The sequence below is a fragment of the Campylobacter concisus genome (assembly GCF_902460415.1).
GTDB classification, from domain to species: Bacteria; Campylobacterota; Campylobacteria; order Campylobacterales; family Campylobacteraceae; genus Campylobacter_A; species Campylobacter_A concisus_Y.
The window spans coordinates 121,600-145,392 of the sequence record NZ_CABPTY010000002.1; the positions used below are offsets into that span (position 1 = coordinate 121,600).

Genomic DNA, 23,793 nt, shown 5'->3' on the forward strand with positions numbered 1-23,793 from the left:
TAGGGATTTACATATTTAAATATAAATATATATATTTTATAAATAAATTTATAGATCAAAGCTTGTAGATTTAAAAAGAATTTATAAAAATTTGCTTAGTAAATATTAAGTTTAGCTTAAAGCCCATTTAGATAAAATCCTTAATCGTTCTTTTATCGTAAAAAAGACAATTTGATATAAGGAAAAACAATGAGCGATATCATCGCATACAAACTAAATGGCGAAATAGTCGATACTCAAAGTATCGCAGGGCGAGAAAGTAGTGCTGAGCCTATCTATTTTGACAACTCAAAAGAAGCACTACACGTTATCAGACACTCCTGTGCACACCTCATGGCACAAGCTATCAAATCACTCTATCCAAAGGCGAAATTCTTTGTCGGACCAAATGTAGAAGATGGATTTTATTATGATTTTAGAGTTGATGATGAGGGTACGAAACTAGGCGAGAGCGATCTAGCTGCGATTGAAGAAAAAATGAAAGAGCTTGCTGAGAAGAAATTTGACATCGTCAAAACCTGCTCAACTAAAGCTAATATGAGCGATAAATTTAAAGATGACGACCTAAAGCAAGAGGTCTTAAAAAGAATTCCAGATGGTGAAGTGAGCAGCTACTCGCAAGGTGATTTTGAAGATCTTTGCCGTGGACCACATGTGCCAAATACTAAATTTTTAAAATTTTTCAAGCTTACACGCGTGGCCGGAGCTTATCTTGGAGGCGATGAGAGCCGTGAGATGCTAACTAGAATTTACGGCACAGCTTATGCAGATAAAGAGAGTTTAAAAGAGCACATCCGAATCATCGAAGAGGCCAAAAAGCGTGACCACAGAAAGCTTGGCGTTGAGATGAAGTTATTTACTTTTGATGAAGAAGTGGGTGGCGGCTTGCCGATATGGTTACCAAATGGTGGACGCTTGCGCTCTAAGTTAGAGCAAATTTTATACAAAGCTCACCGCGAACGTGGCTACGAGCCAGTGCGAGGACCTGAGCTTTTAAAGGCTGACGTGTGGAGAAGAAGCGGCCACTACGCAAACTATAAAGAAAATATGTACTTTACGACGATTGACGACGCGGAGTATGGCATAAAGCCGATGAACTGCGTTGGTCACATCAAAGTTTATCAAAGCGACATCCGCTCATACCGCGATTTGCCACTTAAATTTTTCGAATACGGCGTAGTGCATCGCCATGAAAAAAGCGGCGTTTTACATGGACTTTTTAGAGTTCGCGAATTTGCCCAGGACGACTCGCACATCTTTTGTATGCCAAGTCAAATCAAAGAAAATATCCTAGAAATTTTGAAATTTGCTGGCAAAATAATGGAAAATTTTGGTTTCCACTACGAGATGGAAATTTCAACCAAGCCTGCAAAAGCGATCGGCGGAGATGAAATTTGGGAAACGGCGACCAAAGCGCTAAAAGAAGCTCTTGATGAAAATGGCTTTAAATACGGTATCGATGAGGGCGGCGGCGCATTCTACGGTCCAAAAATCGACATTAAGATCACTGATGCGCTTAAGAGAAAGTGGCAGTGCGGCACGATACAAGTTGATTTTAACTTGCCAGAGCGCTTTGATCTAGGATACATCGATGCAAACAACGAAAGACAACGCCCCGTAATGCTTCACAGAGCACTGCTTGGCAGTTTTGAGAGATTCATAGGAATTTTACTTGAGCATACTGCTGGTGAGCTACCATTTTTTATCGCTCCTACGCAAGTCGTCATTGTACCTATTAGCGACGCACATTTAGACTATGCAAAAGAAATTTCACGCGAGCTAAGAAAGATCAACGTCGATAGCGAGATCGCAAGTAAAAATGAGAGTTTAAATAAGAGAATAAGAACGGCAGAAAAACAAAGGGTGCCTATGATAGTCGTGCTAGGAGACAACGAAGTAGCGAACAAGAGCGTTGCGCTACGCGACAGACAGGCTAGGACGCAGAGCGATATGAGCTTGGCGGAATTTATAAATTTAACGAAGGAGAAACTTAGTGAGGTACATTTTTGAGTAAGGAAAATGAAGTATTGCTCAATGAGGACATAAGGGCGAGAGAGGTAAGATGTGTAGGGGATGATGGCACAGCATACGGTGTCATCTCAAGAGAAGAGGCTTTAGAGATCTCAAATAAGCTTGGTCTTGATCTAGTTCTTATAGCGCCAGATGCGAAGCCACCAGTTTGCAAGATAATGGACTATGGTAAATTCCGTTATCAGCAAGAGAAAAAGCAAAAAGAAGCTAAAAAAAAGCAAAAAACCATCGAGATAAAAGAGATAAAACTCTCTGTCAAGATCGCCCAAAACGATATAAACTACAAGGTTAAACACGCAAGCGAGTTTTTGCAAGATGGCAAACACGTTAAATTTCGTGTCTTTTTAAAGGGTCGCGAGATGAGCACGCCAGAAGCTGGCGTAGCTATGCTTGAGAAGGTCTGGGAAATGATAAAAAATGAAGCTGATCGCGATAAAGAACCTATGATAGAAGGTCGTTATGTAAATATGCTTGTAACTCCAAAAAAGGGTTAAATTTTCACAAAGAGCAGGCTAGGGTTTGCTCTTTGTTACATTAAATTTTTAATACAAAAACTCACAAATAACTATTTTCCAAAATCCTATCATTTTTGTATGTGTTAAATTTACGCAAAGGCGTTTGCAGGGTTGATATACCTTATGGTTAAATTTGATAGGCAAAATTTGGATGTGGTTTAAATTTAGTAAATTTTGGTCTTTACTTGCTGGAATTTACCCGCTTTGTTATCGCTCGTATGGATGTTGTGTTGAAAATATTTCTTGTGAGCTTACAAAATTTTAGTGCTTGCGTGAGTATTTTTAAGCTAAATTTTGCCTAATATCTAGCTAAATTTGGCAATGGGATATCGCTTTAATAATACTTTTTTACAAAAAGCTTTGACTACTCTTGGTTTTATGTGGCGACCAAATTTGACGATAAATTTGCTTGTTCGTGGATTAAATGGAGCAAATTTTAATTTTTGCTTACTAGAATTTGCTTCATCCTTTTTCTGCAAACCATTACATGGACCGCTTTGCTGAAATTTGGCTAGGTAAGGGTAATCTGTTAGAGTAAATTTGATAACTTCTTGTGAATTTGTAAGTTTATGGTACTTATGCTTAGCATTTTAAGCTAAATTTCGCCTAGTAGCTGTATAAATTTGCTAAAAAATTCGCTTGTTTGTAGTTTAAATTTATAAAAGAGAATTTAGGCTGGGTGAGCATCAATTTACTAAATTTTATAAGCCATTTCTTGGCAAAAATCAAATGCCCTATAATCTGCTTGGATAAAATTTAGTGTTTGCTCATTCTCTGTCAGGACTTCTTCATTTTGCCTTGCTATATCGATGCAAGCTAACACTATAAAAATTTCTCGCTCGCAACGCGCCTACTAAAAATTTCAGCCACACATAAACATACCGCTCGTGCAATCAAGCAAAAGCATCAATGGCAAAAACTTTCAAATTTATTGCACAAACCTCGCCACTCCACCATTTGCCACCACGCCAGCTTTTTTGACAATTTTCTATTAAATGCTCTAAAAATAGTGATCTGCTCGCCAACTTAGTGTAAATACTTTAAATTTAGGCGAGCTTCAAATCCACATATATCACACCACCGCGAATTTGTCAAAACGAACGCTGCATAAAATACTTCAAATTAGCGTAAATTTTAATAGTTTGTCAGTAAAATTTGCCATACGAAAGGCAAATTCTTTTTTAACTAAAAGCCTAAAACTATTCCATATTGATTTACGTCCAAATTTAACTTGGACGTAAATTTATAGAGCTAAGAGCAAAATCAGCCCTACACATATCCCTGATCTATCATAGCATCGGCCACTTTTCTAAAGCCAGCGATATTTGAGCCAAGCACCAAGTTGCCCTCATTGCCAAACTCTTTACTCGTTTCGTAGCTTAGCTCAAAGATGTGGTTCATGATGCCATGAAGTCTGCGATCGACCTCCTCGAAGCTCCACGAAGTCATGCCGGCGTTTTGCATCATCTCAAGGCCACTTGTGCCCACGCCGCCTGCGTTTGCCGCCTTTGCCGGAGCGAAGTAAAAATCCTTTTGTGCTAGCATGAAATTTATCGCATCAAGCGTGCTTGGCATATTTGCGCCCTCAGCCACGAAGCGGCAGCCGTTAGCGTAGAGTGTCTTTATGTCAGCTAGATGTAGCTCGTTTTGCGTCGCGCACGGAAATGCCCCGTCGCACGGCACGTCCCACACGCCGTTTCTGCCCTCTTTGTACTCGCTCACGCTTACGTATTTTGCGTTCGGTCTAAATTTGATGTATTCGCTAAGGCGCGCGCGTTTTACTTCTTTTATCTCTTTAAGGACGGCTAGATCGATGCCCTCGGCGTCGTAAACGTATCCGTTTGAATCAGAAACCGTGATAGGCAGCGCGCCTACTTGATAGAGCTTTTCTACCGTGTAGATGGCGACGTTTCCGCTACCGCTTATGCTGCATTTTTTGCCCTCTAGCCCAAGGCCCGCTTTTTGCAGCATGTTTTGCGTGAAGTATACCAGCCCGTATCCGGTCGCCTCCGTGCGCGCTAAGCTACCGCCCCAGTTTAGGCCCTTGCCCGTTAGTATGCCGTCAAATCTGCCCGTGAGTTTTTTATATTGCCCAAACATATAGCCGATCTCGCGCGCGCCCACGCCGATATCGCCTGCGGGCACGTCCACGGTGTTGCCGATGTGGCGGTATAGCTCGCTCATAAACGCTTGGCAAAAGCGCATTATCTCGCCCTCGCTCTTGCCTTTTGGGTCAAAGGTACTGCCGCCTTTTGCGCCGCCGATATTTACGCCCGTGAGCGAGTTTTTAAAAATTTGCTCAAATCCTAGAAATTTTAGCACGCCAAGATCCACGCTAGGGTGGAGCCTTAGACCGCCCTTGTATGGGCCCACGGCTGAGTTAAACTGCACGCGGTAGCCGTTATTTACCTGCGGTCTGCCGTCATCGCCCGTGTACGTGACGCGAAAGATCACCGTGCGCTCAGGGATGACGATACGCTCTAGGATCGCGTGTTTTTGGTACTTGCTCTCTTTTTTTATAAGCGGCTCTAGGCTGTTTAAAACCTCAGTCGCAGCTTGGACAAAGACGCCTTGACCTGGGTTGGTCTTCTTTATCCACTCCATCGTTTGTTCGATGTACTCGCTCATTTTTGCTCCTTTTTCCTTTTTTTGTAGTTAAATATTAGCTCGGCTAGAAAAAATTTTTATTTAAATTTATTTTTATATTTTTATTTTAGGCGATGAGCGTTACATATCGAAACTAAATTTATAAAAAGTGGTTTTTGTTTCGATCACTAGGATAAATTTATAAAAGAGATTTTAGGCTAAGAAGCCTAATTTTGCTAAATTTCATATGCTATCTCTTGCCAGAAAAGAAGGGCTCTACCATCTGCTTGGACAAATTTTAGGATTTGCTCGGTTGATGGTAGGGTTTCTTCATTTAGCCTTGCTATATCGATGCTAGCAAGTGCTATGAAAAATTTCTCAAAGTCGCTTGCGATGCATCTACCGCAAAGCTCCTCATCTCCAAAGAGCCATGCATAGACCGCGCCACTCGTGCAATCAAGCAAAAATATCCACGGATCACCCATGGCAAAGACTATCAAATTTAAAGGGCGAGCCTCGCCACTCCACCATTTGCCACCAAACTCATCTACGCTATTTAGTCGTACTATATCGCTTGCATAGTCACCTCTGGAGCCAAATTTGACATTGCAAATTTCAAAATTTCCAAGGTCAAATTTGCTTAAAAGCTTTGTAAATTTAGCTGGGAAATTTACGCCAAGAGCCTTTTGTGCATTTTTAAGTGCTTGTGTGGTAGCTTTAACATCATTTTGAAGCAAGAGTCTCATGCCAGTCATACCCTCTTGCTCTAGCGGTAAGAAAATTTGATCTAACTTTTGAGCTATCTGGTTTAACTTTAAAAACATATCAGTCCTTTAATCTGCTAAATTTTGGCAAATTTTATCAAATTTAACTCGGTGCGCTTTTAATTTTGACCCATTTGCCGCCAAACTTAGACTACGATCTTCATAAATTTAAAAAGCTAGCATAGATAACTAAAAAAACTAGCAATCACTAAATGCGAGATGTTAAGGAGGGCGAATGCTTTACTTTGGCACCGCTAGCAATGGCGGACATCTCTATGCCGTGGATGCAAAAATAGCGAGGTGATATTTAAATTTAAACAAGTGGCGCGGAGTACTTTGCTTGGGTTAATGGTCAAATTTTGCTTGCAAACCGCAAAATAAGCCAGCTTTGATAAGCGCTAAAAATGGCTTGCTACTAAAAGAGATAGAGTTTGAGAAATTTAGACTTAGCACAGATCAGATCATACTAGTAAGCGGTGGCAAGCTCTACGCTATGGCAAATGATAAAGCCAAGACGCATACAGTTTGCGTGGAAATTTAGCTTTGGCGAAATTTGTCGCCAAAGCCATAATGAGATAAATTTATCTCTTCTTTTTATATCTTTTTATCGCCTCTACGATGACTTCTTCTAGGTCGTCGTTTGGCTCTTTGTTCATGTCATCATAGGTGTTTTCAAGGATAGTTTTTAAGTTTTTCTCAACGTAGCTAGTATCGAAAAATCCTCGTCTAAACTCCTTGCTTTTGCTAATCGTTAGCAAAAATGGGATGATCGTTCGCACGCCTTCGATGGTAAATTCTTCAAGTGCTCTTTCAAGCTTATTTACCGCTAGGTCGTAATCGGTTGCCTTTACGATCAGCTTTGCGATCAAAGAGTCATAAAATGGTGGTATGGTGTAGTCTTTATAGACGTGGCTATCGACACGTACAGATGGGCCAAGAGCTGGGTAGTAGCCCTCGATCGTGCCTGGTGCTGGGATGAAATTCTCCCAGACATTTTCAGCCGTGATCCTCGCCTCTATCGCGTAGCCGCGTGGCTTTATATCACTTTGCTCGATTTCTAAAATCTCGCCAGCTGCGATCCTTATCTGTCTAACAACTAGGTCGTGGCCGGTGATCTCTTCGGTGATGCCATGCTCCACTTGGATACGAGTGTTCATCTCCATGAAGTAAAAGTTGTTGTAGTCATCTAGTAAAAACTCGATCGTTCCTACATTTGAGTAGCCCACAGCCTTTGCAGCGGCCACTGCGGTCACGCCCATTATCTTTCTTAAATTTTCGCTAATTGATGGGCAAGGTGCGATCTCAATGATCTTTTGGTGGCGCCTTTGGATAGAGCAGTCACGCTCGCAAAGGTGGATGATATTGCCGTAGTTGTCACCTAAAATTTGAAACTCGATGTGACGAGGATTAACGACAAGCTTCTCCATGAAAACCTCATCGTTGTTAAAGTAGGTCTTTGCTTCTCTGGTGCACGACTCAAAGGCATCTTGCATATCTTCTTCTTGCCAAACTTCTCTGATGCCACGTCCGCCTCCGCCTCCACTTGCTTTTAAGATGACTGGGTAGCCGATGCGTCTAGCGTGCTCTTTTATGGCGTCCATGCTCTCGTCATTTAGCTTTTCTGTGCCTGGAACGATTGGTATGCCGTTTCTCTTCATCAGGTATCTTGCGATATTTTTATCACCCATTTTTCTGATCACTTCAGCCTTTGGACCGATAAAGATAAGTCCAGCGTCCTCGACCGCCTTTGCAAATTCGTAGTTTTCGCTTAAAAAGCCGTATCCTGGGTGTATCGCGTCAGCTCCGCACTCTTTAGCAAGCTTTACGATAGCTTTGGCGTCAAGATAACCTTTGATCGGATCTTCGCCCACTTGATAGGCCTCATCAGCGATCCTTACATGCAAGCACTCGCTATCTGGCGCTGTGTAAATTCCTACGCTTTGGATGTGTAAATCCCTACAAGCTCTGACTATCCTAACTGCGATCTCACCACGATTTGCAATAAGAATTTTATGTATCATAGGCTATCCTTTTTGAGTTTTTCCTATCATATAACTATTCGTTTTATTTTTAGATAAATTTATTAAGTCTGGTTTTAAAATTTGAGTGCAAAGGCTAAATTTACACTCAAGTTTTTCTATCTATTGATGATTTGTGGAAAAGGTGTGGCTAGGGCTTTTTTGCTAAAATCTTGCGACTCGATCGTGAAATTTGCAGCAAATCTTTGAATGCCCTCTTTTTTATAAGCGCGCCTTTGGATGGTGAAAAGGACTAAATTTCCGCCTTGTTTGGTGTAGCGATATATCGAGTGCTCGGCTGTTGGCACGCCATTTAGGTTTGAAAATATCGTGATATCAAGATAAATTTCATTTGCTAGTGAGCCCTTTTTATAAGCCACTTTTAGCCCTTTTGCTTTTAGCTCTTTTAGATCATTTATCTTTTGCTCGACTGCTTGCTCGACTGTAGCGTCAAATTTAAGCGTATTTAGCGAGAGCATGTAGCTAAAACTATCTAGCTTCTCACCAGGGAGCAAGTACTCCTGTGTGAATAAATTTGGCACAGGCTTGGCTGAATATGCCAATGAGTAGAGTCTGTTGTCAAATTTTATCTGCACCGGCTCAAAGTACTGAGTAGCTGCGAGCAAGAGTGCCGGCAAAGCAATAAATGCTAAAAATTTCTTCATCAAATTCCCTTAAAATGGATTTACTATCATGACCCATATGATGATAAGCATCGCGATAGTTGGCACTTCGTTGTAAGCTCTAAAGAAGATGCCACTTTTGTTACAGCGCTTTTCTTTGAGCTGCTTCATGTAACGTCCAAGGTCTAGGTGATAGATAGCCATCAAGATGACAACTAAAATTTTGACATGGATGTGACCAGTTTTTATAAGATCAGGCATCGCGATAAGTATCAATATACCAGTGACAAATGAGCCAATCAGCGCGACCCAACCAATGTAGTGATACATCTTGTACTCCATCACTTCGACCACTTTGACAAAGTCTGGCTTGTCCATATTTTCTACGTGATAAACGTAGAGTCTTGGCTGATAAAACAGCACTGCCATCCACGAGATGAAGAACAAATAGTGGAGGTATTTTAAGTAAAGATAATATTCTGCCATAACGTCTCCTTATCTAAAAAGTATCTCTTTTCTAGCTTCAAATTCAGCCTTGCTGATCGCACCACTCTCAAAAAGCTCGTAAAGCCTTTTTAAGTCATCTTCTTTGTCTTTTAGTTTTAGTCTCTCTTTTAGTTCGACTTTTTGTAAATTTTTCTCGACATAAGCACCAACTAAAAATGCATCGATAAGCCACCAAATGCCCCAGATAGCTAAGAATGGTATGCCTATAATGAAATAAAACGTAGAGTAGCCAACAAAAAATAGTCCCATCATCAAAAAGCCAGTGATAAATTTACCAAGGTAAATTCTATGCGCTCCAAGCCAGCCAGTAAGTAGCCAAAGCGCGTATGCGACGTAGATATTATTTCCCACTCTCTCTCCTTTTTCTAAAACTTTGCCAAAGTATCATCACAACGCAAAGATCGATCATCACATCAGCGAAGTTAAAGACCGCAAAGTTAAACCATTTGTGCCAAAAGACATAATCCACAACGCCGCCATGGATAAATCTATCTGTGATATTTGAGCTGCCAGCTCCTAGCAAAGCTCCAAGCCAAATGGCATGCGAGTAAAGCAGCTTTTTTTCAACGACTAGATAGACAAAAACGCCTAAAATGAGGGCGATCTGGATAAATTTAAGCCACTCATCTAAAAAGGCAAACATCGAAAATGCAACGCCCTTATTATATGTAAGAACTAGCGAGAAAAACTCACCCTCCCACGAAAAGCCATCTATAAATATCATTTTTATCGCTTGATCAACGATAAAAATGAGAAAAAACGCTATGAAAAATTTAACTAAGCTTTTACGCATTTAGGGCTTTTACAAAAAATTTCTCAACTTCATCCATGCGTTTTTCAACTAAAGTTTGATTTTTGCCCTCAAGCAAAAGTCTGATCAAATTTTCAGTGCCAGAGTATCTAAAGAGCGATCTTATGCCCTCTTTTGCAAGGCTAGCCTCAAGCTCTTTTAGCCCCTCTATCTTATCAAGTGGCTTTTTCTCTGTGATCTTTAAATTTAGTAAAATTTGTGGATATGGCTTTAGCTCACCAAAAATTTCGCTAGCTTTTTTACCTTTTTTAAGCATCATCGCAACAACTTGCATTGAGGTAACAAGGCCGTCGCCAGTCTTAGCGTAGTCGTTAAATATCACGTGACCGCTTTGCTCGCCACCAAAATTTATGCCATTTTCTTTCATCATCTCAAGCACGTATTTATCGCCTACGTTTGAGCGAAGTAGTTTGATCTTATGAGCTTTTAGATAGTCATCAAGTGCAGCATTACTCATTACCGTAGCTACGATGGCTCCGCCTTTTAGAGCCTTTTGCTCATTTAAAAATGCAGCCAACGCACCAAGTATCGCATCGCCATGCACAACTTCGCCGTTTTCGTCAACTACTACAAGCCTATCAGCATCGCCGTCAAATGCAAAGCCGATGTCGGCACGAAGCCTTTTTACTTCGCTTGCTAGATCTTCTGGATGAAGCGCGCCACAATTTTGGTTGATGTTGCTACCATTTGGCTCGTCGTTTATGACGATGACATCAGCTCCAAGCTCGCTAAATACAGTTGGCGCGACCTTGTAAGCAGCTCCGTTTGCCACATCTAAAACTACTCGTAAATTCTTTAAATTTAGCTCTTTTGGGAATGAATTTTTGATCTGCACGATATATCTGCCGATAACATCGTCGATCCTCTTGTTTGCACCGATCTCTGTCATCGTCTTTTGGGCGTTTGCGATGAGCTCGTCGTCGTAGAAAATTTTCTCTATCTCAGCCTCTATCGTCTCATCAAGTTTGTTGCCAAAGCTATCAAAAAATTTGATGCCGTTATCGTAGTATGGGTTGTGTGAGGCGCTTATCATTATGCCAGCGTCACAGCGCATATTTTCTGTTAAAAATGCGATCGCAGGTGTTGGCATAGGGCCTATTTGAAGGACGTTGTAGCCAACTGCAGTTAGCCCTGCAACGATGGCAGTCTCTATCATATAGCCGCTTTTTCTTGTATCTTTTCCAACTAAAATCACATTTGTCGCTGAGGTCTTTCTAAAATAAATTCCAGCTGCCATTGCAAGACGCATAGATGTTTGAGCTGAAAGCTTCTCACCAGCTTTTCCACGAACTCCATCCGTTCCAAATAGTTTCATAAATTTATCCTTTTTATTATAAAATTGTGCTATTTTATCAGAATTTACCTAATTTAAAATCTAAAATTTTACTTTCATTAAGGATGACTTAAATTAAGGTTAAATTTATTATATCTTTAATATAATCACCGACTAAAATTATTCAAAAAGGTATATTATGGCAAACCATAAATCTGCTGAAAAAAGAGCTAGACAAACTATAAAAAGAACTGAGAGAAATAGATTTTACCGCACTAGACTTAAAAACATCACAAAAGCAGTGCGTGTAGCTGTAGAAGCTAAAGATCTAAATGCTGCAAATGAAGCTTTAAAAGTTGCTAACAAAAGCATCCACAGCTTCGTAAGTAGGGGTTTTTTGAAGAAACAAACTGCTGCTCGCCGTGTTAGTCGTCTTGCACAATTAGTAAATACTCTAAAAGCTGCTTAATCTATAAAATTTAATGTTTGCTGATAAACTTCATCCATTTTTGGATCGCTATAATGAAATTTCTACGCTTCTTAGCGATTCAAATATAGCAAACGATATCGAAAAGATGACAAAGCTCTCAAAAGAGCAATCATCTATCGAGCCAGTCGCAACTGCTGCAACAAAATATCTAGAAATTTTAAAAGACATCGATGAAAATAAAGCCCTACTTGAGGACTCTGAGCTCGGAGAGCTAGCAAAAGAAGAACTTAAAAATTTAGAGATTTCAAGAGAAAAGCTTGAAGAAGAGATAAAAATTTTACTTCTTCCAAAAGATCCAAACGATGATAAAAATATATTTTTAGAAATTCGTGCAGGTACTGGTGGTGATGAGGCTGCGCTGTTTGTTGGAGATCTTTTTAATGCTTACATTAGATATGCGGAGCTTCGAGGATATAAATTTGAGATCGTTAGCCAAAGTGAGGGTAACACTGGCGGCTTTAAAGAGATCATCGTGCTTATAAAAGGCAAAGGTGCTTACTCAAGGCTAAAATTTGAAGGTGGTACACACAGAGTTCAGCGTGTACCAGAGACTGAGAGCCAGGGCAGGGTGCATACTTCAGCTGTGACTGTGGCTATCATGCCAGAGGTTGAGGATAGTGAGATCGAGATCAATCCAAATGATATAAGAGTCGATGTGATGAGAAGCTCAGGCCATGGCGGTCAGTCAGTAAATACAACTGATAGTGCCGTTAGGATCACGCACATACCAACTGGACTTGTTGTCACAAACCAAGATGGCAAGAGTCAGCACAAAAATAAAGAAGCTGCGATGAAGGTGCTAAAAGCTAGACTTTACGAGATGCAAGAGCAAGAGAGACTTGCAAAAGAAACTAGTGAGCGAAAGAGTCAGGTCGGCACTGGAGACCGCTCAGGCAGGATAAGAACTTATAACTATCCGCAAAACCGCATAAGCGATCACCGTATAAATTTAACACTTTACCGCCTTGATGCGATTATGGCTGCTGGATTATTTGACGAGATCATCGAGCCACTTATTACGCATTATCAAGCAGAAGCTATGCTAGAAGCTGGCATTTAAACTTTCAAATTTCTATTTCAAATTTTATAATTTATTTCTTTACCTAAAAATACTTTTAAATTTACCAAGCTTTAAAGTCAAATTTACAAGAATTTTATAAAAATAGATATTTAGAAGTAGTAGCTAGTAATATTTTTTCTCATTTTTTTCAAAATAATATAAATTAAATTTTTAGATTTTATTTCTCAAATAGCGATTTATAGGGCATTTAAAAGTATAAAATTTTTATTTTTGATATTATAATTTTGTATAAATAGCTTTTAAGTTTTGCTTAATAATTCTACCTTACAATTTCACCATAATTTAATTCAAAACAAGGATACAAAATGTCAATAAGTGCAAGAAATCAACTAAATGTTGAGATCACAGAGGTAAGAACAGGTGCGGTAAATTCGCTAATATCTGGCAAACTAGCAGGTGGCGAGGTGCTAAAAGCAACTGTTACAGTTGATAGTGAAAAAGGTCTTGATCTTAAAGTTGGCAAAAAAGCTATCTTTTTATTCAAAGCTTCAAGCGTTATCGTTTCAAAAGACGACAGCATCAAACTTAGCGCTACAAACCAAATCAAAGGTGTTGTTAGCGAGATAAAAGACGGAGCTGTAAATACTGAAGTTATTATCGATGTAAATGGCAGCAAAATTTCTGCTATCATCACAAGAGAGTCAGTTAGTAGTCTAGCTTTAAAAGCAGGAGATAAAGTAACTTCAATTATCAAAGCAACTCAAATCATAGTTGGTGTTAAATAATTTACGGAGCAATTTTGCTCCGTTCTCCTAACTAAATCCCATTCTTAAACTAAGATCTAAAATACTATAAAATTTATCAACGAAATTATAAATTTAAATAAGTCGTAGTGAATATTTTTTAGAAAATTTATAACTAAAATTTATATTATTTTTTTACTTTTATAGCCTATCTGCCATTTTAAGCAGAGCATGGCACGCCAAAAGTTCACCACACAATGGGCGGGTTAAATATCAACACAAAAGCCCAAGTCATAAGCTCTCAAACGGCTATGCCTATACCAAATTTATATGCATCTGGCGAGAATGTAGGTGTCGTTCATGAGACATTCGTCTAGGCCCAGTCGTGATAACTGACCGCTTGACATTTAGCATGATCACTACTGAGAGTATCAGTTAAAAAGATGTGGCAGGCGTTTGCTCGCCACTATAAATTTTTAAATCTATAAACTCCATTTTTCACTCTCTCAAAAATTTTCTTCTCTTCAAGCAGCTTAAAGGTATTTATTACGGTTGGTTTGCTCACATCTAGCTTTTCACAAATTTCTGAAATTTTTACTACAATAAAGCCATTTTTATCGCAGCTTTTAACTAGCAAATTTATAATTTCTACCTTTTTCTCGCCAATGATTGCCTTATAAATTTCTTCATTCATGCTAGCTCCAAATTTTATATCCTATCGCCACGCACCAAAGCGCGCCACATAAGAAATTTGCGATCATCACAGCCGCACTTCCTGCATCTTTTGCTGCCTTTGCTAGGGCGTGATAGTCTGGGCTTGCAAGATCAGTTACTCGCTCTAAACCTGAGTTTAGGCACTCGCAAACTAGCACAAATGCCATGCTAAAAATCAAAAATAGATTAAAAACAAGGTCAAAATTCCAAAAAAATAGCGATAGTGCTGCTAATAAAAATATGCAAATTTCTATACGAAAGCTCTTTTCATTTTTAAAAATTTCAGCCAAACCCTCTCTTGCATAGCCAAAATTTTTAAAAAATTTATACTCTGGCTGGTTTCTCATAATTTTCCTTTTTGTGATTTTTGGCATAATTATAATTAAAAAAAGGATGAAATTTGAAACTTATTAGCTGGAATGTAAATGGCCTTAGAGCACTTGTAACAAAGGATGGTTTCGCGTGGCTTACGGAGCAAAAGCCTGATTTTTTAGCGCTTCAAGAGATTAAAGTCAAAGAAAGTGACGTGCCAAAGGAAATTTACAACCTTGGCTTTAAAGATATACGCGTAAACTCAGGCGAGAGGGCCGGATACTCTGGCGTGATGAGCCTAGCAAATTTTGACATTTCTACACAAAAGGCAGCCTTTTTTGATGACACGGAGGGGCGTGTTTTGGAACATAGATTTGACGATATTATACTTTTTAATATCTATTTTCCAAACGGACAAAAGGATGACGAGCGCCTAGCCTATAAAATGGACTTTTACGAGAAATTTCTAGCTTACTGCAAAGAACTTGTAAAAAGCGGCAAAGAGGTGATATTTTGTGGCGATGTAAATACTGCTCACCGTGAGATCGACCTTAAAAATCCAAAGGCAAATGCCAAAACTTCTGGCTTTTTGCCTATCGAGCGAGCATGGATCGATGAGGTGCTAAAAAGTGGCTTTATCGATACCTTTAGAGCCGTAAATGGCGACGTAGCGGACGCTTACTCGTGGTGGAACTACCGCTTTAATGCAAGGGCTAAAAATGTCGGCTGGAGAATTGATTATTTCTTTATTTCACAAGGATTAAAAGATAGGCTAAAAGACGCATTTATCTTGCCAGAGATCACAGGTAGCGATCACTGCCCAGTTGGGATAGATATAGAAATTTAGCCACTATTCCATTCTGCGAGGCTTGCCCAGCAAGAAACCTTGTGCGTAAGGTATTCCAAAATTTTTGATTTGGTTTAAAATTTCTTCTGAGCTTGCGAACTCGGCTACTATTTTGTAGCCTTGTTTTTTTGCAAAGCTTACGATGGTTTCTACTAGAACTCTAGCATTTTCGTCAAATGGAAGCTTTTTGATTATCGAGCCATCTATCTTTATGGTGTCTATATCAAGCTCCAAAATTCGGTAGTAGTTTGAGTATCCTGAGCCAAAGTCATCAATTGAAATTTTACATCCATAGCCCTTGACGCGTTTTATAAAAGAATTTACCGCAACATAGTCGCTAAGCTCTTCGCTCTCTAGCATTTCAAAGCAAATTTTATTAGGATCTTTGCACTCGATTAGTTTATTTTCTATAAGCTCTCTCATACTAGCGTCGGCTATGTCTGTATTAGATAAATTTATGGAGAATGTATAGTCTGGATATTTTTTGGCTAAATCAAACGCAAGACTTATCACCTTTTTGGTTATTTGCGGATATAGTTGCGTTTTCATGGCAATATCTAAAAATTCGCCCGGATAATGAATCTTGCCATTTTGATCAATTATACGAACTAAAACTTCATAATATTTTGCTTCAGTTTCATTTTCTTCTAAGTTAAAGATGCCTTGTGCTTCTACGATGACTCTATCGTTTTCTAACGCATCTTCGATTAGCTGGACTGCTAGCTGGTTTTTGTGATATTTCATCTCAATGGCGTCATTTTCTAGATAGTAGTAAATATTGCTACCATTTTCTATTGCGAGCTGATTTGCAAGGACTGATTGCATTAGGCGGTTAGTTTGTGGGGTATCATTTGGTAATGAAACACCAAACACCATCTTTATGCCTGGTAAATTTTCAAATTTTTCATCAATAGCGACATTTATCCTATTTGAGCCAAAATATTCTCTAATATATTCAATATCTCTTACGATATTATTGCCTTCATACCATATATAAAATGCGTCATCTTGAAATCTAAATAGCTTTGCTTTTATCTCAGAAGTATCTATGCAAAGCTTTAGTGTATCAGCAACTGCTTTTAGCATTGCATCGATAATCTTAGTTTGATAAAAGAATCTTAAAATTTTAAAATTTTTAATGCTTAAGCAAATGAGCACTCCATCTTTTTGCGCGTCTAAAATTTCAGTTAAAGCAAAGTAGTTACCAAAGCCTGTTAGCTTATCGATTGAAGATTGTATTTTTATTTGTTCATTTTTTTGAGTTAGTTCATTTAGTATTAGCGTCTCTTTAGTCCTATCAAGTTTTACCGCTATATAGCCCTCAAATTTATTTTTAAAGAAAAATGGTGAAAATTTTACCTTTTCATATAAAAAATTACCGTTTTTTGTTCTGCTTATAAGCTCATCGCTCTCCCAAGGTAGAGATTTTTGCACAGCCTCTTTTATGGATTCATAAAAGCTTTGCGGGTGCATATATGATTTTAGTATTCTAGGGTTTTTGCCTATTACTTCTTTTAGCTTGTAGCCAGTTTTTTCTTCAAAGGTTTTATTTACGTATGAAATTCTATTGTATTTATCGCAATAGATAATAGAGCTATGATCGTTTTCGACTGTCGTTCTTAGGAGTTTTATCTGTCTTAAACGCTCTGAGGCCATTTTAATTTGATAGAGACCAAATGAACAAAATATTATAAATGTAAGCAAGCAAATTCTCTGAGCTATTTTTGCCTTATTCACCTCATCAGAGTGAAATTCTAGGATTTTGTTTCTAAAATTTTCTATTAGATTATCAAGATGTAGCTCTTTTACACTATTTGAGATTGTACGTAATGTTTTTGTAGCTTGAGCTGCATAAAGTATCTTGTCTAATACATTTTGAGCTTTTTGGTTATCTTTATACTCGTTTTTATACATTTTTATTTGCTTTGAAATATCATCTATTGCTTCAGGACTAAGCATCAAAGCACCTTTTATCGCATAAAATATAGGCTCAAGCTTATTTGAAAGTGCGAGATTTTGTATTTCATATTGACTTATTTGGATATAAGAATCTATAGATGAGTTTACATAAGCTGATCTTTGTAAAAAAAATACTTTTTTACTAAATACATCTCTTATGTTTTGTAGGTCTTTTTTTATTTCATTTTGATGAAATAACAACATCTCATCACTAATCATTGAAAGGTTACTCAAATTTGTATCAAAAGAATTTATGTCAGCATTGAGTTTGTCGTAGTTTGAGATATCATAAATATTATTCAAAGAAAAAGTTATCTCATTGTCTATAAATTTTAGATTTAAAATCCCGTCATCAAATTTATGAGCTGCACCAATAGCTATATTTGCTTTATATATAAAAAATGCACTAATGAAAAATATAGCTGTTAAGACGCTAAGTATGGTTTTTATTCGCTTAGTACTCATTTAGTATCCTAGGCTTTTTACCATTTAGTGTCAGAAAAAAAGAGTATAAAGCATCAATTTCATCTTTGCTAAGAACGTATCCTAACTGGTAGTTACCAATAAAGCTTATAGCCTCTTTTAGATCATTTATCTCTCCATGGGATAAATATGGAGCAGTTTTTGTAATATTTCTTAGTGATGGCACTCTTCTTAATCTTTTGCTTGTATCTAAGGCAGAAATTCTTTCTCGGCCAATATCTTGTGTCAAATTTCCTCCCAAATTTCTACCATTATGACAAGCAGCACAGCCTATATTATTAAATATCTCAAATCCTTTCTTTGCGCTATCATCTATGGCATTGTTATCACCTGATATAAAACGATCAAATGGCGAATCAACACTTAAGACAGCCTTTTCAAACTCAGCTATTGCATCTGCAATATTATCAAAATTAATGCCGTCATTATAAATTTTTTTAAATAAAATTTTGTACTCAGAGATGTTATTTACAGAATCCACTATCTTGTCGTTATCCGAGTTTAGTTCTATTCTAGAAGTTATGGACTCTTTTACTTGATCTTTTAAATTGCTAATCCTTGCGTCGCTATAAAATAGATAGTTTGCTGCAGCATTTAATATTGTTGGAGGATTTAAAGTGCCTTTTTCCATGCTATCTTGGTTGCTTCCACTTAAATTCCAATACAGGTTGTGACAAGTTTGACAAGAGTAGTTTTCATTTGGGCTTAGTCTTTTGTCAAAAAAGAGTTTTTTACCAAGCAGAGCCTTTTCTTCATTATATTTTACTACCGTGAGAGGTTTATAAGATTCATATTTACAAAATGAAATCGTGATGATAAATAGACAAAGTATAACGCCCTTCATAACGCCCCTAAATTTTAATTTTCTTTTTTATATCGGCAAATTTTTGATTTTTTATATAGTACATTATTTCATTGTTTTTTTGAAATTTATGATACAATTCGCTCGATTTAGAAAATATTTATATTTCAGGGAGGAGAAGTCATGAAAAAAGGCTTTACGATGATTGAGTTGATCTTCGTGATCGTTATATTGGGCATATTAGCTGCGGTTGCTATACCAAAATTAGCTGCAACAAGGGATGATGCAGAGATAGCAAAAACTGCTACAAATATACAAACACTTATTTCGGACTTGGGTTCTTACTACACTTCACAAGGCGAATTTGCTAGTAATTCGGATATTAAAGAAGCTGTTAAAAAAATGTCAAATGTAAAAATACCAGTAAAAGCAAAAAATGATGAGTGTTTAGAAGTACGTCCTGGAAATAACACTAGTGGTGAAATAGGCATTACTATAAAAACAGGTGGTCTTTGTGAACAAGTTTGGGGATTGCCAGGACTAGTAGATGTTAAAGCTCTAATCGAAAGTAGCGATAATAAGACAGCTAATACGCTTAAATTTGGTGGCATGGGCATAAAATATAAATAAAAATTTAGCAAGGTATCTTTCCTTGCTTTTTTTATGATATTTGGCCTACTAAATTTCTAATATAACAAAGACTAATAGAAATACAAATTTTTTACACAAATAATTTATATACATAAAAATAAGCTTTCTAAGTTTTAATGCGTTGCCAAAAGATATCAAATCTTAACTATGCTAATGAGTAATGGCCTTTTATTAAATTTAATTGATTTTTATTCTTTACAAATTTTAAAGATAAAAAACGTAAAATCAAACCATGGATTTACTAAAAGACCCGTTAAACAAGCTCATCATCTCGCTCTCACTTCCAGCTGGCACCGCAATGATGTTTAATACTCTTTATAACGTCACCGGCACATTTTTTGCAGCAAAAATTTCTACCCTTGCCGTAGCTGGTATGGCTATGAGCTTTTTGCTTTATCTAAGTATCGTAGGCATTGGGCTTGGTTTTGGCTCAGCACTAACTGCGCTAATAGGCAATAGCCTTGGAGCAGGAAAGATAAAAATGGCTAAATTCTATGCGGCAAATGGAATTATCTTTGTGCTGGTATTTGCTATTTTTATGGGGTTTTGTGGCTATTTTTTAGCACCAAACTTGCTCACTTTTTTAGGAGCTGATCATCACTATTTAAAAGAAGCGCTTGATTACGCGGGTGTTATCTTTCTTGCTGCACCATTTTTCTTGATTATCAAATCTCTAAACGGAGTGCTTGTGGCACTTGGAGATACAAAAAGTTACCGCGATTGGCTATTTTATGGCCTTTTTATCAATGCATTTTTTTGCTACTTTTTTGCATTTATTTTGGATCTTGGTGTAAAAGGACTTGCTCTAGCAACAGCGAGTGTTCAGCTTTTAGGCATGATCTATCTTTTTGTAAAAGTTAAAAAGGCTAAGATGATCGAGCCAAGAAATTTAAGCTATTTTGTGCCAAATTTTAGCATTTGGGCAAAGATTACAAAGCAAGCTCTACCAGCTTGTTTAAACTATCTATCGATGTCGCTTGGCTCACTTGTGCTTTTAAAATTTATAAGCTACTATGGCGTAAATGCCGTAGCAGGATATGGCATAGCTTTAAGGATAGAGCAAATTTTGGTATTGCCGACCATTGGTATGGCTGCAGCAGTTTTAAGTATCGTTTCAAGAAACTATGGTGCTAAAAATTTTAAAAGAGCTAAGCAATGTTATAAAATTTCGCTTCTTTTTTTACTTATTTATTGTGTATTTGCTTGTGTTTTTATTAGATTTTTTGGTGAAGATATGATAAGAATTTTTGATGATACGCCGATGGTTTTGGAGATAGCAGGGCTTTATCTTGGTATAAATTCTCTTGCTTACGTAGCTTATGGCACGATAAATGTCTCAGGCAGCACTCTTCAGGCCGTAAAACGCCCAGTGGCCATCTTTTTGCTAAATGGATTTAGGCAATTTGTACTTCAAGGATCACTTTTTTACGCAGTAGTTTTTTATTTTGGTCTTGAGATAAAATTTATATGGCTGGCTCTATTTTTTAGTGTCTATCTCACAGCTATTTGCTTCGTCTTTTGGACGCTTTATCAGTTAAGAAGAGCTACTGGCGTAAGCTTTTAAATTTAAAACAAAAAGCAAAAAAGCAAAGTGAAGCAACTAAGATTATGCTAGCTCCGCCTGTTAGGTTAAAATAAAAGCTAATAAATAGACCGCTAAAGCAAAAAACGACTGAAAAGATAGTGGAGATTAGCATCATCAGCCCCAGTCTTTTGGCAAAAATTTGTGCTAAATATGGCGGTATAGTAAGAAGAGCGATGACTAAAATCAGCCCCACAACACGGATCGTAGCTACTACACAAAGTGCCATCATGCACACTAATAAATAGTGAAAAAATGTTGTATTTACGCCGCGTAGCTTTGCAAACTCTGCATCAAAGCTAATAGCTACAAATTGACGATAAAAAAGGGCAATGAGCGCCAAAAATAAGATATCTAAAATACTCATAAATGTTATATCTTGCCCACTCACTGCTAAGATAGAGCCAAAAAGATAGCTCATGAGATCGGCATTGTATCCCGGAGTTAAATCGATAAAAATGATACCAATAGCCATACCAAATGCCCAAATAGCACCGATAACTGAGTCGATGTTGGTTTTGTCTTTTAGCGTGATAGTGGCGATTATAAGGGCTAAAAAGAGTGAGAATATACTAGCTCCAAGAAGTGGTTCAAGTGAGAAGAAAAAGGCAAGTCCGATGCCGCCATACGCTCCGTGCGCGATACCGCCAGCGATAAAAGTCATTTTATTTATAACAACGAGTGAGCCTATGAGCCCACAAATAATACTAACTAAAATGCCAGCAATAAAGGCATTTTGCATAAAATTTAACTCTAAAATTTCACTCATTTTATCTCTTTAGCTTAAAAACATTACTTTTGATTTTGCACTCACATTCGCCAAGCGCGATCTCGACATCGCAAAAATGGCTATGAGATTTTGCTAAATGCTCTATAAATTCTCTTTTTGCGGTATCTTCATGAGTTTTATGAATATGTAAATTTTTACTCACATAGGCGATTTTTGTAGCATAATTTAGCACGATATTTAGATCGTGACTTACCAAAACTACGCCAACACCACTTGCATTTATATTTTTTAAAATTTCATAAATTTCAGCCTGGCCCTTTGTATCGATACTGGCTGTTGGCTCGTCTAAAACGAGGACCTTTGCATTTGCACAAAGCGCTCTTGCGATATATACACGCTGTCTTTGACCACCGCTTAGCTCACCAATTCTAGCGCTTGCAAATTCTTTCATGCCAACTTTCTCAAGGGCTGCAAGAGCCATTTGTTTCTCAGCTTGCGAGTAAAAACCAAAAATTTTTTTATCGATTAGCCCCATTAAAACTACTTCTAAAACCATCATCGGAAAGCTTTGATTCGAGAGAAAATTTTGAGGCACATAACCTATAAATTTACTGACTTCGCTTGGCTCTTTCCCAAAGAGCTTTATCTCACCACTTTGAGGTTTAAGTAGCCCTAAGATAAGCTTTAAAAGCGTACTTTTACCGCCACCATTTGGACCGATAATAGCTAAAAACTCATCGCTACTATAATCTAAATTGATACCTTCTAAAACCACTTGCTTATCGTAGCTAAAGTTTAAATTTCTAATTTTTATAATTTCTTTCAAAACAGACTCTTTTGCGTAAATGTCGTAGTAAAAATAAAAAGTCCAAGCCAAAGCATAACGCTAAGAGCCATAAATTCGGCATAGATTTTAAACTTTTTTAGCTTAATGTTTGTGCTCTCATTTATCTTGGCTCCAAAAATAGCCGCTAAAAATATCACTGCACTCATGCCAAGTGCCATAAATACGCCACTTATAACGCCCGCAAAGTAGCTGCCTAGCTCATTTGCTAGCACAAAGACAAGTATCGTGCCAGGACAAGGAATAAGTGCCGCAGCAGCCGCAACCAGCCATTCTTCTTTGCTTTTTGGTTTTTTTGTAGTACAGATATTACAGCCACAGTCGCTAGTAAATTTTGTATTTTTACTCAAATTTTGGCTCAAACTTGAGCTAAAAATATAAAATTTATTTAACTCTTTTTTGCTTGAAAGATAAATTTTGACCTTTTTATAAAGCATAAAAATCGCTACAAAAAAGATAATAACGCCAGAAAATGCTGTCGTAACGCTTGCTGTATCTTTTGTCAGATCGCTACTGATCTCACGTAGTATCATAAAACTAGCAAGCACAAAAATAAACGCACCCACAACATGTAAAAATCCGATCTTTAAAGAGAAGAAAAAGGCTTTGGCGTAGCTTCCACCAGTTGCGGCAAAATAAGAGCTTGTGAGCACCTTGCCATGCCCCGCAGATGCAGCGTGCAAAAAGCCATAACCAAATGATATGAGCGCTAAAAATAGCAGAGTTAGCGGACTTTTTTGATCAAAATTTCTTAGAATTTGCTTTAATCTATCAAGCATGCTTAGACTTGTTTTTGAAACAAGATCAAACTTAGCCTCATCGATCTTATCGATCTGGCTTAAATTTTCATCTTCAAAATTTACTGAGTTTGGCTCTTTTAGAAGCTCTTTTAATGCAGGTTTTTTGTTATGAGCTTTGGCTGCAGCCTTACTTGAAAATGTAAAAAATATTAAATTTGCATTTGGATTTGGTATCGTCCAAAACTGATCTGATACTAAAAATGCGTTGTTTTGTGTAAATTTAAAATTAAAATATCCCTCTTTATCGTCCATTTCAACAGACACCACAAAGCCATCTTTGATAAGCAAATTTGTCTTAAAACTAACATCAAATTTTAATCTGCCCTCATCAAAATAAAGTTTATACTTTTTTAAATTTAGCTCAAGCTTTGTAGCATTTTCATCCTTATAAAAGTACTCAATATTCGTTAAATAATGCCTTGGCACAAGATAATCAAGTAAATTTAAGCGGATCTTTTTGATCTCGCTTTCATCTATCTTTTCATCCTGATTTAGGTCAAAATTTTGCCTCATAAGCTCTGAGAAATTTTGCGAAAATGTCCATGAAAAAGCAATTGTAGAGATATTGTTTTCGTTTGAGTCAAATTTTACGCTCACGTGAGCGGTCGGGCTATAAAGCGAGCAAAGAGCACACCCGAAGGCATTTATAGCAAACAAGCAAATGACAATCAGGCGTGCTAACATTTT

The 23,793-nt window shown here is 37.5% G+C and carries 24 protein-coding genes and 1 pseudogene; 10 read left to right on the top strand and 15 right to left on the bottom strand.

Annotated elements, in window-relative coordinates; translation table 11 throughout:
• Window positions 1-189: 189 nt before the first annotated feature.
• Window positions 190-2,010, top strand: coding sequence for a threonine--tRNA ligase (gene thrS / locus FZ940_RS04770; RefSeq protein WP_148821698.1), 1,821 nt, complete (start codon window positions 190-192; stop codon window positions 2,008-2,010).
• Entirely contained in the window at window positions 2,007-2,525 is a 519-nt protein-coding gene (infC, locus tag FZ940_RS04775) for a translation initiation factor IF-3 (RefSeq protein WP_054195973.1), read from the top strand. The genes thrS and infC overlap by 4 nt, the downstream gene beginning before the upstream one ends.
• Before the next feature lie 1,290 nt (window positions 2,526-3,815).
• Here the strand turns inward: infC and gdhA are convergent.
• Both gdhA and FZ940_RS04785 read right to left on the bottom strand, forming a co-directional pair.
• Window positions 3,816-5,174 carry an NADP-specific glutamate dehydrogenase gene (gene gdhA, locus FZ940_RS04780; protein ID WP_148821699.1) on the bottom strand — a complete coding sequence of 453 codons (1,359 nt, stop codon included), beginning with the start codon at window positions 5,172-5,174 and terminating at the stop codon, window positions 3,816-3,818.
• A gap of 194 nt (window positions 5,175-5,368) precedes the next feature.
• On the bottom strand, window positions 5,369-5,956 hold the full coding sequence (locus FZ940_RS04785; protein WP_148821701.1) for an SMI1/KNR4 family protein: 588 nt from the start codon (window positions 5,954-5,956) through the stop codon (window positions 5,369-5,371).
• Between the two features lie 328 nt (window positions 5,957-6,284).
• Between FZ940_RS04785 and FZ940_RS09595 the strand changes: the two genes are divergently transcribed.
• Window positions 6,285-6,437 (top strand): hypothetical protein, encoded by a 153-nt coding sequence (locus tag FZ940_RS09595; RefSeq protein ID WP_262367599.1) that lies wholly within the window; start codon window positions 6,285-6,287, stop codon window positions 6,435-6,437.
• A gap of 40 nt (window positions 6,438-6,477) precedes the next feature.
• Here the strand turns inward: FZ940_RS09595 and FZ940_RS04795 are convergent, their stop codons facing one another.
• From FZ940_RS04795 to glmM, 6 genes are all read right to left on the bottom strand, one after another.
• A complete protein-coding gene (locus FZ940_RS04795; protein WP_054195976.1) occupies window positions 6,478-7,917 on the bottom strand; it encodes an acetyl-CoA carboxylase subunit A in 1,440 nt (479 codons plus the stop codon).
• Window positions 7,918-8,033: 116 nt separating this feature from the next.
• Window positions 8,034-8,579: an HI_0983 family protein gene (locus FZ940_RS04800; RefSeq protein WP_148821702.1), complete on the bottom strand. Its 546-nt coding sequence runs from the start codon at window positions 8,577-8,579 to the stop codon at window positions 8,034-8,036.
• A 9-nt stretch (window positions 8,580-8,588) separates the two neighbouring features.
• Entirely contained in the window at window positions 8,589-9,023 is a 435-nt protein-coding gene (locus FZ940_RS04805) for a HemJ family protein (protein ID WP_004317437.1), read from the bottom strand.
• 9 nt (window positions 9,024-9,032) lie between these two features.
• Window positions 9,033-9,395, bottom strand: a complete 363-nt coding sequence (locus tag FZ940_RS04810; RefSeq protein WP_012000991.1) for an NINE protein — start codon at window positions 9,393-9,395, stop codon at window positions 9,033-9,035.
• Window positions 9,385-9,837, bottom strand: coding sequence for a signal peptidase II (gene lspA / locus FZ940_RS04815; protein ID WP_148821704.1), 453 nt, complete (start codon window positions 9,835-9,837; stop codon window positions 9,385-9,387). The genes FZ940_RS04810 and lspA overlap by 11 nt, the downstream gene beginning before the upstream one ends.
• A complete protein-coding gene (glmM, locus tag FZ940_RS04820; protein ID WP_148821706.1) occupies window positions 9,830-11,170 on the bottom strand; it encodes a phosphoglucosamine mutase in 1,341 nt (446 codons plus the stop codon). Before glmM ends, lspA begins: the two co-directional genes overlap by 8 nt.
• 157 nt (window positions 11,171-11,327) lie before the next feature.
• On the opposite strand from glmM, the gene rpsT reads away from it, so the two are divergent.
• The 4 genes and pseudogenes from rpsT to FZ940_RS04840 form a co-directional block, all read left to right on the top strand.
• The gene (gene rpsT / locus FZ940_RS04825; RefSeq protein ID WP_004317319.1) at window positions 11,328-11,597 is read left to right on the top strand and encodes a 30S ribosomal protein S20; all 270 of its coding nucleotides are present in this window, start codon (window positions 11,328-11,330) and stop codon (window positions 11,595-11,597) included.
• 13 nt (window positions 11,598-11,610) lie between these two features.
• On the top strand, window positions 11,611-12,678 hold the full coding sequence (gene prfA, locus FZ940_RS04830; protein WP_103560224.1) for a peptide chain release factor 1: 1,068 nt from the start codon (window positions 11,611-11,613) through the stop codon (window positions 12,676-12,678).
• A gap of 326 nt (window positions 12,679-13,004) precedes the next feature.
• Window positions 13,005-13,424: a TOBE domain-containing protein gene (locus FZ940_RS04835; RefSeq protein WP_148821708.1), complete on the top strand. Its 420-nt coding sequence runs from the start codon at window positions 13,005-13,007 to the stop codon at window positions 13,422-13,424.
• A gap of 182 nt (window positions 13,425-13,606) precedes the next feature.
• A pseudogene (locus FZ940_RS04840) lies at window positions 13,607-13,821 on the top strand (FAD-binding protein); the annotation flags it as partial.
• A 27-nt stretch (window positions 13,822-13,848) separates the two neighbouring features.
• On the opposite strand, the gene FZ940_RS04845 reads toward FZ940_RS04840, so the two are convergent.
• A complete protein-coding gene (locus FZ940_RS04845; protein ID WP_054195984.1) occupies window positions 13,849-14,076 on the bottom strand; it encodes a replication/maintenance protein RepL in 228 nt (75 codons plus the stop codon).
• A gap of 1 nt (window position 14,077) precedes the next feature.
• Window positions 14,078-14,443: a diacylglycerol kinase gene (locus FZ940_RS04850; RefSeq protein ID WP_054195985.1), complete on the bottom strand. Its 366-nt coding sequence runs from the start codon at window positions 14,441-14,443 to the stop codon at window positions 14,078-14,080.
• A 53-nt stretch (window positions 14,444-14,496) separates the two neighbouring features.
• On the opposite strand from FZ940_RS04850, the gene FZ940_RS04855 reads away from it, so the two are divergent.
• A complete protein-coding gene (locus FZ940_RS04855; RefSeq protein ID WP_148821709.1) occupies window positions 14,497-15,255 on the top strand; it encodes an exodeoxyribonuclease III in 759 nt (252 codons plus the stop codon).
• A 3-nt stretch (window positions 15,256-15,258) separates the two neighbouring features.
• On the opposite strand, the gene FZ940_RS04860 is transcribed toward FZ940_RS04855, so the two are convergent.
• Together FZ940_RS04860 and FZ940_RS04865 are read right to left on the bottom strand one after the other, a co-directional pair.
• The gene (locus tag FZ940_RS04860; RefSeq protein WP_148821711.1) at window positions 15,259-17,679 is read right to left on the bottom strand and encodes a bifunctional diguanylate cyclase/phosphodiesterase; all 2,421 of its coding nucleotides are present in this window, start codon (window positions 17,677-17,679) and stop codon (window positions 15,259-15,261) included.
• Window positions 17,669-18,541 carry a cytochrome-c peroxidase gene (locus tag FZ940_RS04865; protein WP_148821713.1) on the bottom strand — a complete coding sequence of 291 codons (873 nt, stop codon included), beginning with the start codon at window positions 18,539-18,541 and terminating at the stop codon, window positions 17,669-17,671. Before FZ940_RS04865 ends, FZ940_RS04860 begins: the two co-directional genes overlap by 11 nt.
• Before the next feature lie 141 nt (window positions 18,542-18,682).
• On the opposite strand from FZ940_RS04865, the gene FZ940_RS04870 reads away from it, so the two are divergent.
• Together FZ940_RS04870 and FZ940_RS04875 are read left to right on the top strand one after the other, a co-directional pair.
• Window positions 18,683-19,129, top strand: a complete 447-nt coding sequence (locus FZ940_RS04870; RefSeq protein WP_148821715.1) for a type II secretion system protein — start codon at window positions 18,683-18,685, stop codon at window positions 19,127-19,129.
• A gap of 253 nt (window positions 19,130-19,382) precedes the next feature.
• Entirely contained in the window at window positions 19,383-20,714 is a 1,332-nt protein-coding gene (locus tag FZ940_RS04875; protein ID WP_148821717.1) for an MATE family efflux transporter, read from the top strand.
• Here the strand turns inward: FZ940_RS04875 and FZ940_RS04880 are convergent.
• From FZ940_RS04880 to FZ940_RS04890, 3 genes are read right to left on the bottom strand one after another with little or no spacing between them, the layout of a single operon-like run.
• Window positions 20,695-21,501, bottom strand: a complete 807-nt coding sequence (locus FZ940_RS04880; protein ID WP_054195991.1) for a metal ABC transporter permease — start codon at window positions 21,499-21,501, stop codon at window positions 20,695-20,697. The genes FZ940_RS04875 and FZ940_RS04880 overlap by 20 nt on opposite strands.
• 1 nt (window position 21,502) lies before the next feature.
• Window positions 21,503-22,288: a metal ABC transporter ATP-binding protein gene (locus FZ940_RS04885; protein ID WP_103641368.1), complete on the bottom strand. Its 786-nt coding sequence runs from the start codon at window positions 22,286-22,288 to the stop codon at window positions 21,503-21,505.
• The gene (locus FZ940_RS04890; protein ID WP_148821719.1) at window positions 22,285-23,790 is read right to left on the bottom strand and encodes a nickel/cobalt transporter; all 1,506 of its coding nucleotides are present in this window, start codon (window positions 23,788-23,790) and stop codon (window positions 22,285-22,287) included. The genes FZ940_RS04885 and FZ940_RS04890 overlap by 4 nt, the downstream gene beginning before the upstream one ends.
• Window positions 23,791-23,793 lie beyond the last annotated feature (3 nt).

Excerpts from the sequence above, each read along its gene's own strand:
- FZ940_RS04860 (WP_148821711.1), bottom strand. The coding sequence starts at position 17,679 with ATGAGTACTAAGCGAATAAAAACCATACTTAGCGTCTTAACAGCTATA.
- FZ940_RS04890 (WP_148821719.1), bottom strand. The coding sequence starts at position 23,790 with ATGTTAGCACGCCTGATTGTCATTTGCTTGTTTGCTATAAATGCCTTC.
- FZ940_RS04785 (WP_148821701.1), bottom strand. The coding sequence starts at position 5,956 with ATGTTTTTAAAGTTAAACCAGATAGCTCAAAAGTTAGATCAAATTTTC.
- FZ940_RS04800 (WP_148821702.1), bottom strand. The coding sequence starts at position 8,579 with ATGAAGAAATTTTTAGCATTTATTGCTTTGCCGGCACTCTTGCTCGCA.
- FZ940_RS04805 (WP_004317437.1), bottom strand. The coding sequence starts at position 9,023 with ATGGCAGAATATTATCTTTACTTAAAATACCTCCACTATTTGTTCTTC.
- glmM (WP_148821706.1), bottom strand. The coding sequence starts at position 11,170 with ATGAAACTATTTGGAACGGATGGAGTTCGTGGAAAAGCTGGTGAGAAG.
- FZ940_RS04845 (WP_054195984.1), bottom strand. The coding sequence starts at position 14,076 with ATGAATGAAGAAATTTATAAGGCAATCATTGGCGAGAAAAAGGTAGAA.
- thrS (WP_148821698.1), top strand. The coding sequence starts at position 190 with ATGAGCGATATCATCGCATACAAACTAAATGGCGAAATAGTCGATACT.
- rpsT (WP_004317319.1), top strand. The coding sequence starts at position 11,328 with ATGGCAAACCATAAATCTGCTGAAAAAAGAGCTAGACAAACTATAAAA.
- FZ940_RS04835 (WP_148821708.1), top strand. The coding sequence starts at position 13,005 with ATGTCAATAAGTGCAAGAAATCAACTAAATGTTGAGATCACAGAGGTA.
- lspA (WP_148821704.1), bottom strand. The coding sequence starts at position 9,837 with ATGCGTAAAAGCTTAGTTAAATTTTTCATAGCGTTTTTTCTCATTTTT.
- gdhA (WP_148821699.1), bottom strand. The coding sequence starts at position 5,174 with ATGAGCGAGTACATCGAACAAACGATGGAGTGGATAAAGAAGACCAAC.
- FZ940_RS04865 (WP_148821713.1), bottom strand. The coding sequence starts at position 18,541 with ATGAAGGGCGTTATACTTTGTCTATTTATCATCACGATTTCATTTTGT.
- FZ940_RS04880 (WP_054195991.1), bottom strand. The coding sequence starts at position 21,501 with ATGAGTGAAATTTTAGAGTTAAATTTTATGCAAAATGCCTTTATTGCT.
- FZ940_RS04870 (WP_148821715.1), top strand. The coding sequence starts at position 18,683 with ATGAAAAAAGGCTTTACGATGATTGAGTTGATCTTCGTGATCGTTATA.
- prfA (WP_103560224.1), top strand. The coding sequence starts at position 11,611 with ATGTTTGCTGATAAACTTCATCCATTTTTGGATCGCTATAATGAAATT.
- FZ940_RS04850 (WP_054195985.1), bottom strand. The coding sequence starts at position 14,443 with ATGAGAAACCAGCCAGAGTATAAATTTTTTAAAAATTTTGGCTATGCA.
- FZ940_RS04795 (WP_054195976.1), bottom strand. The coding sequence starts at position 7,917 with ATGATACATAAAATTCTTATTGCAAATCGTGGTGAGATCGCAGTTAGG.
- FZ940_RS04875 (WP_148821717.1), top strand. The coding sequence starts at position 19,383 with ATGGATTTACTAAAAGACCCGTTAAACAAGCTCATCATCTCGCTCTCA.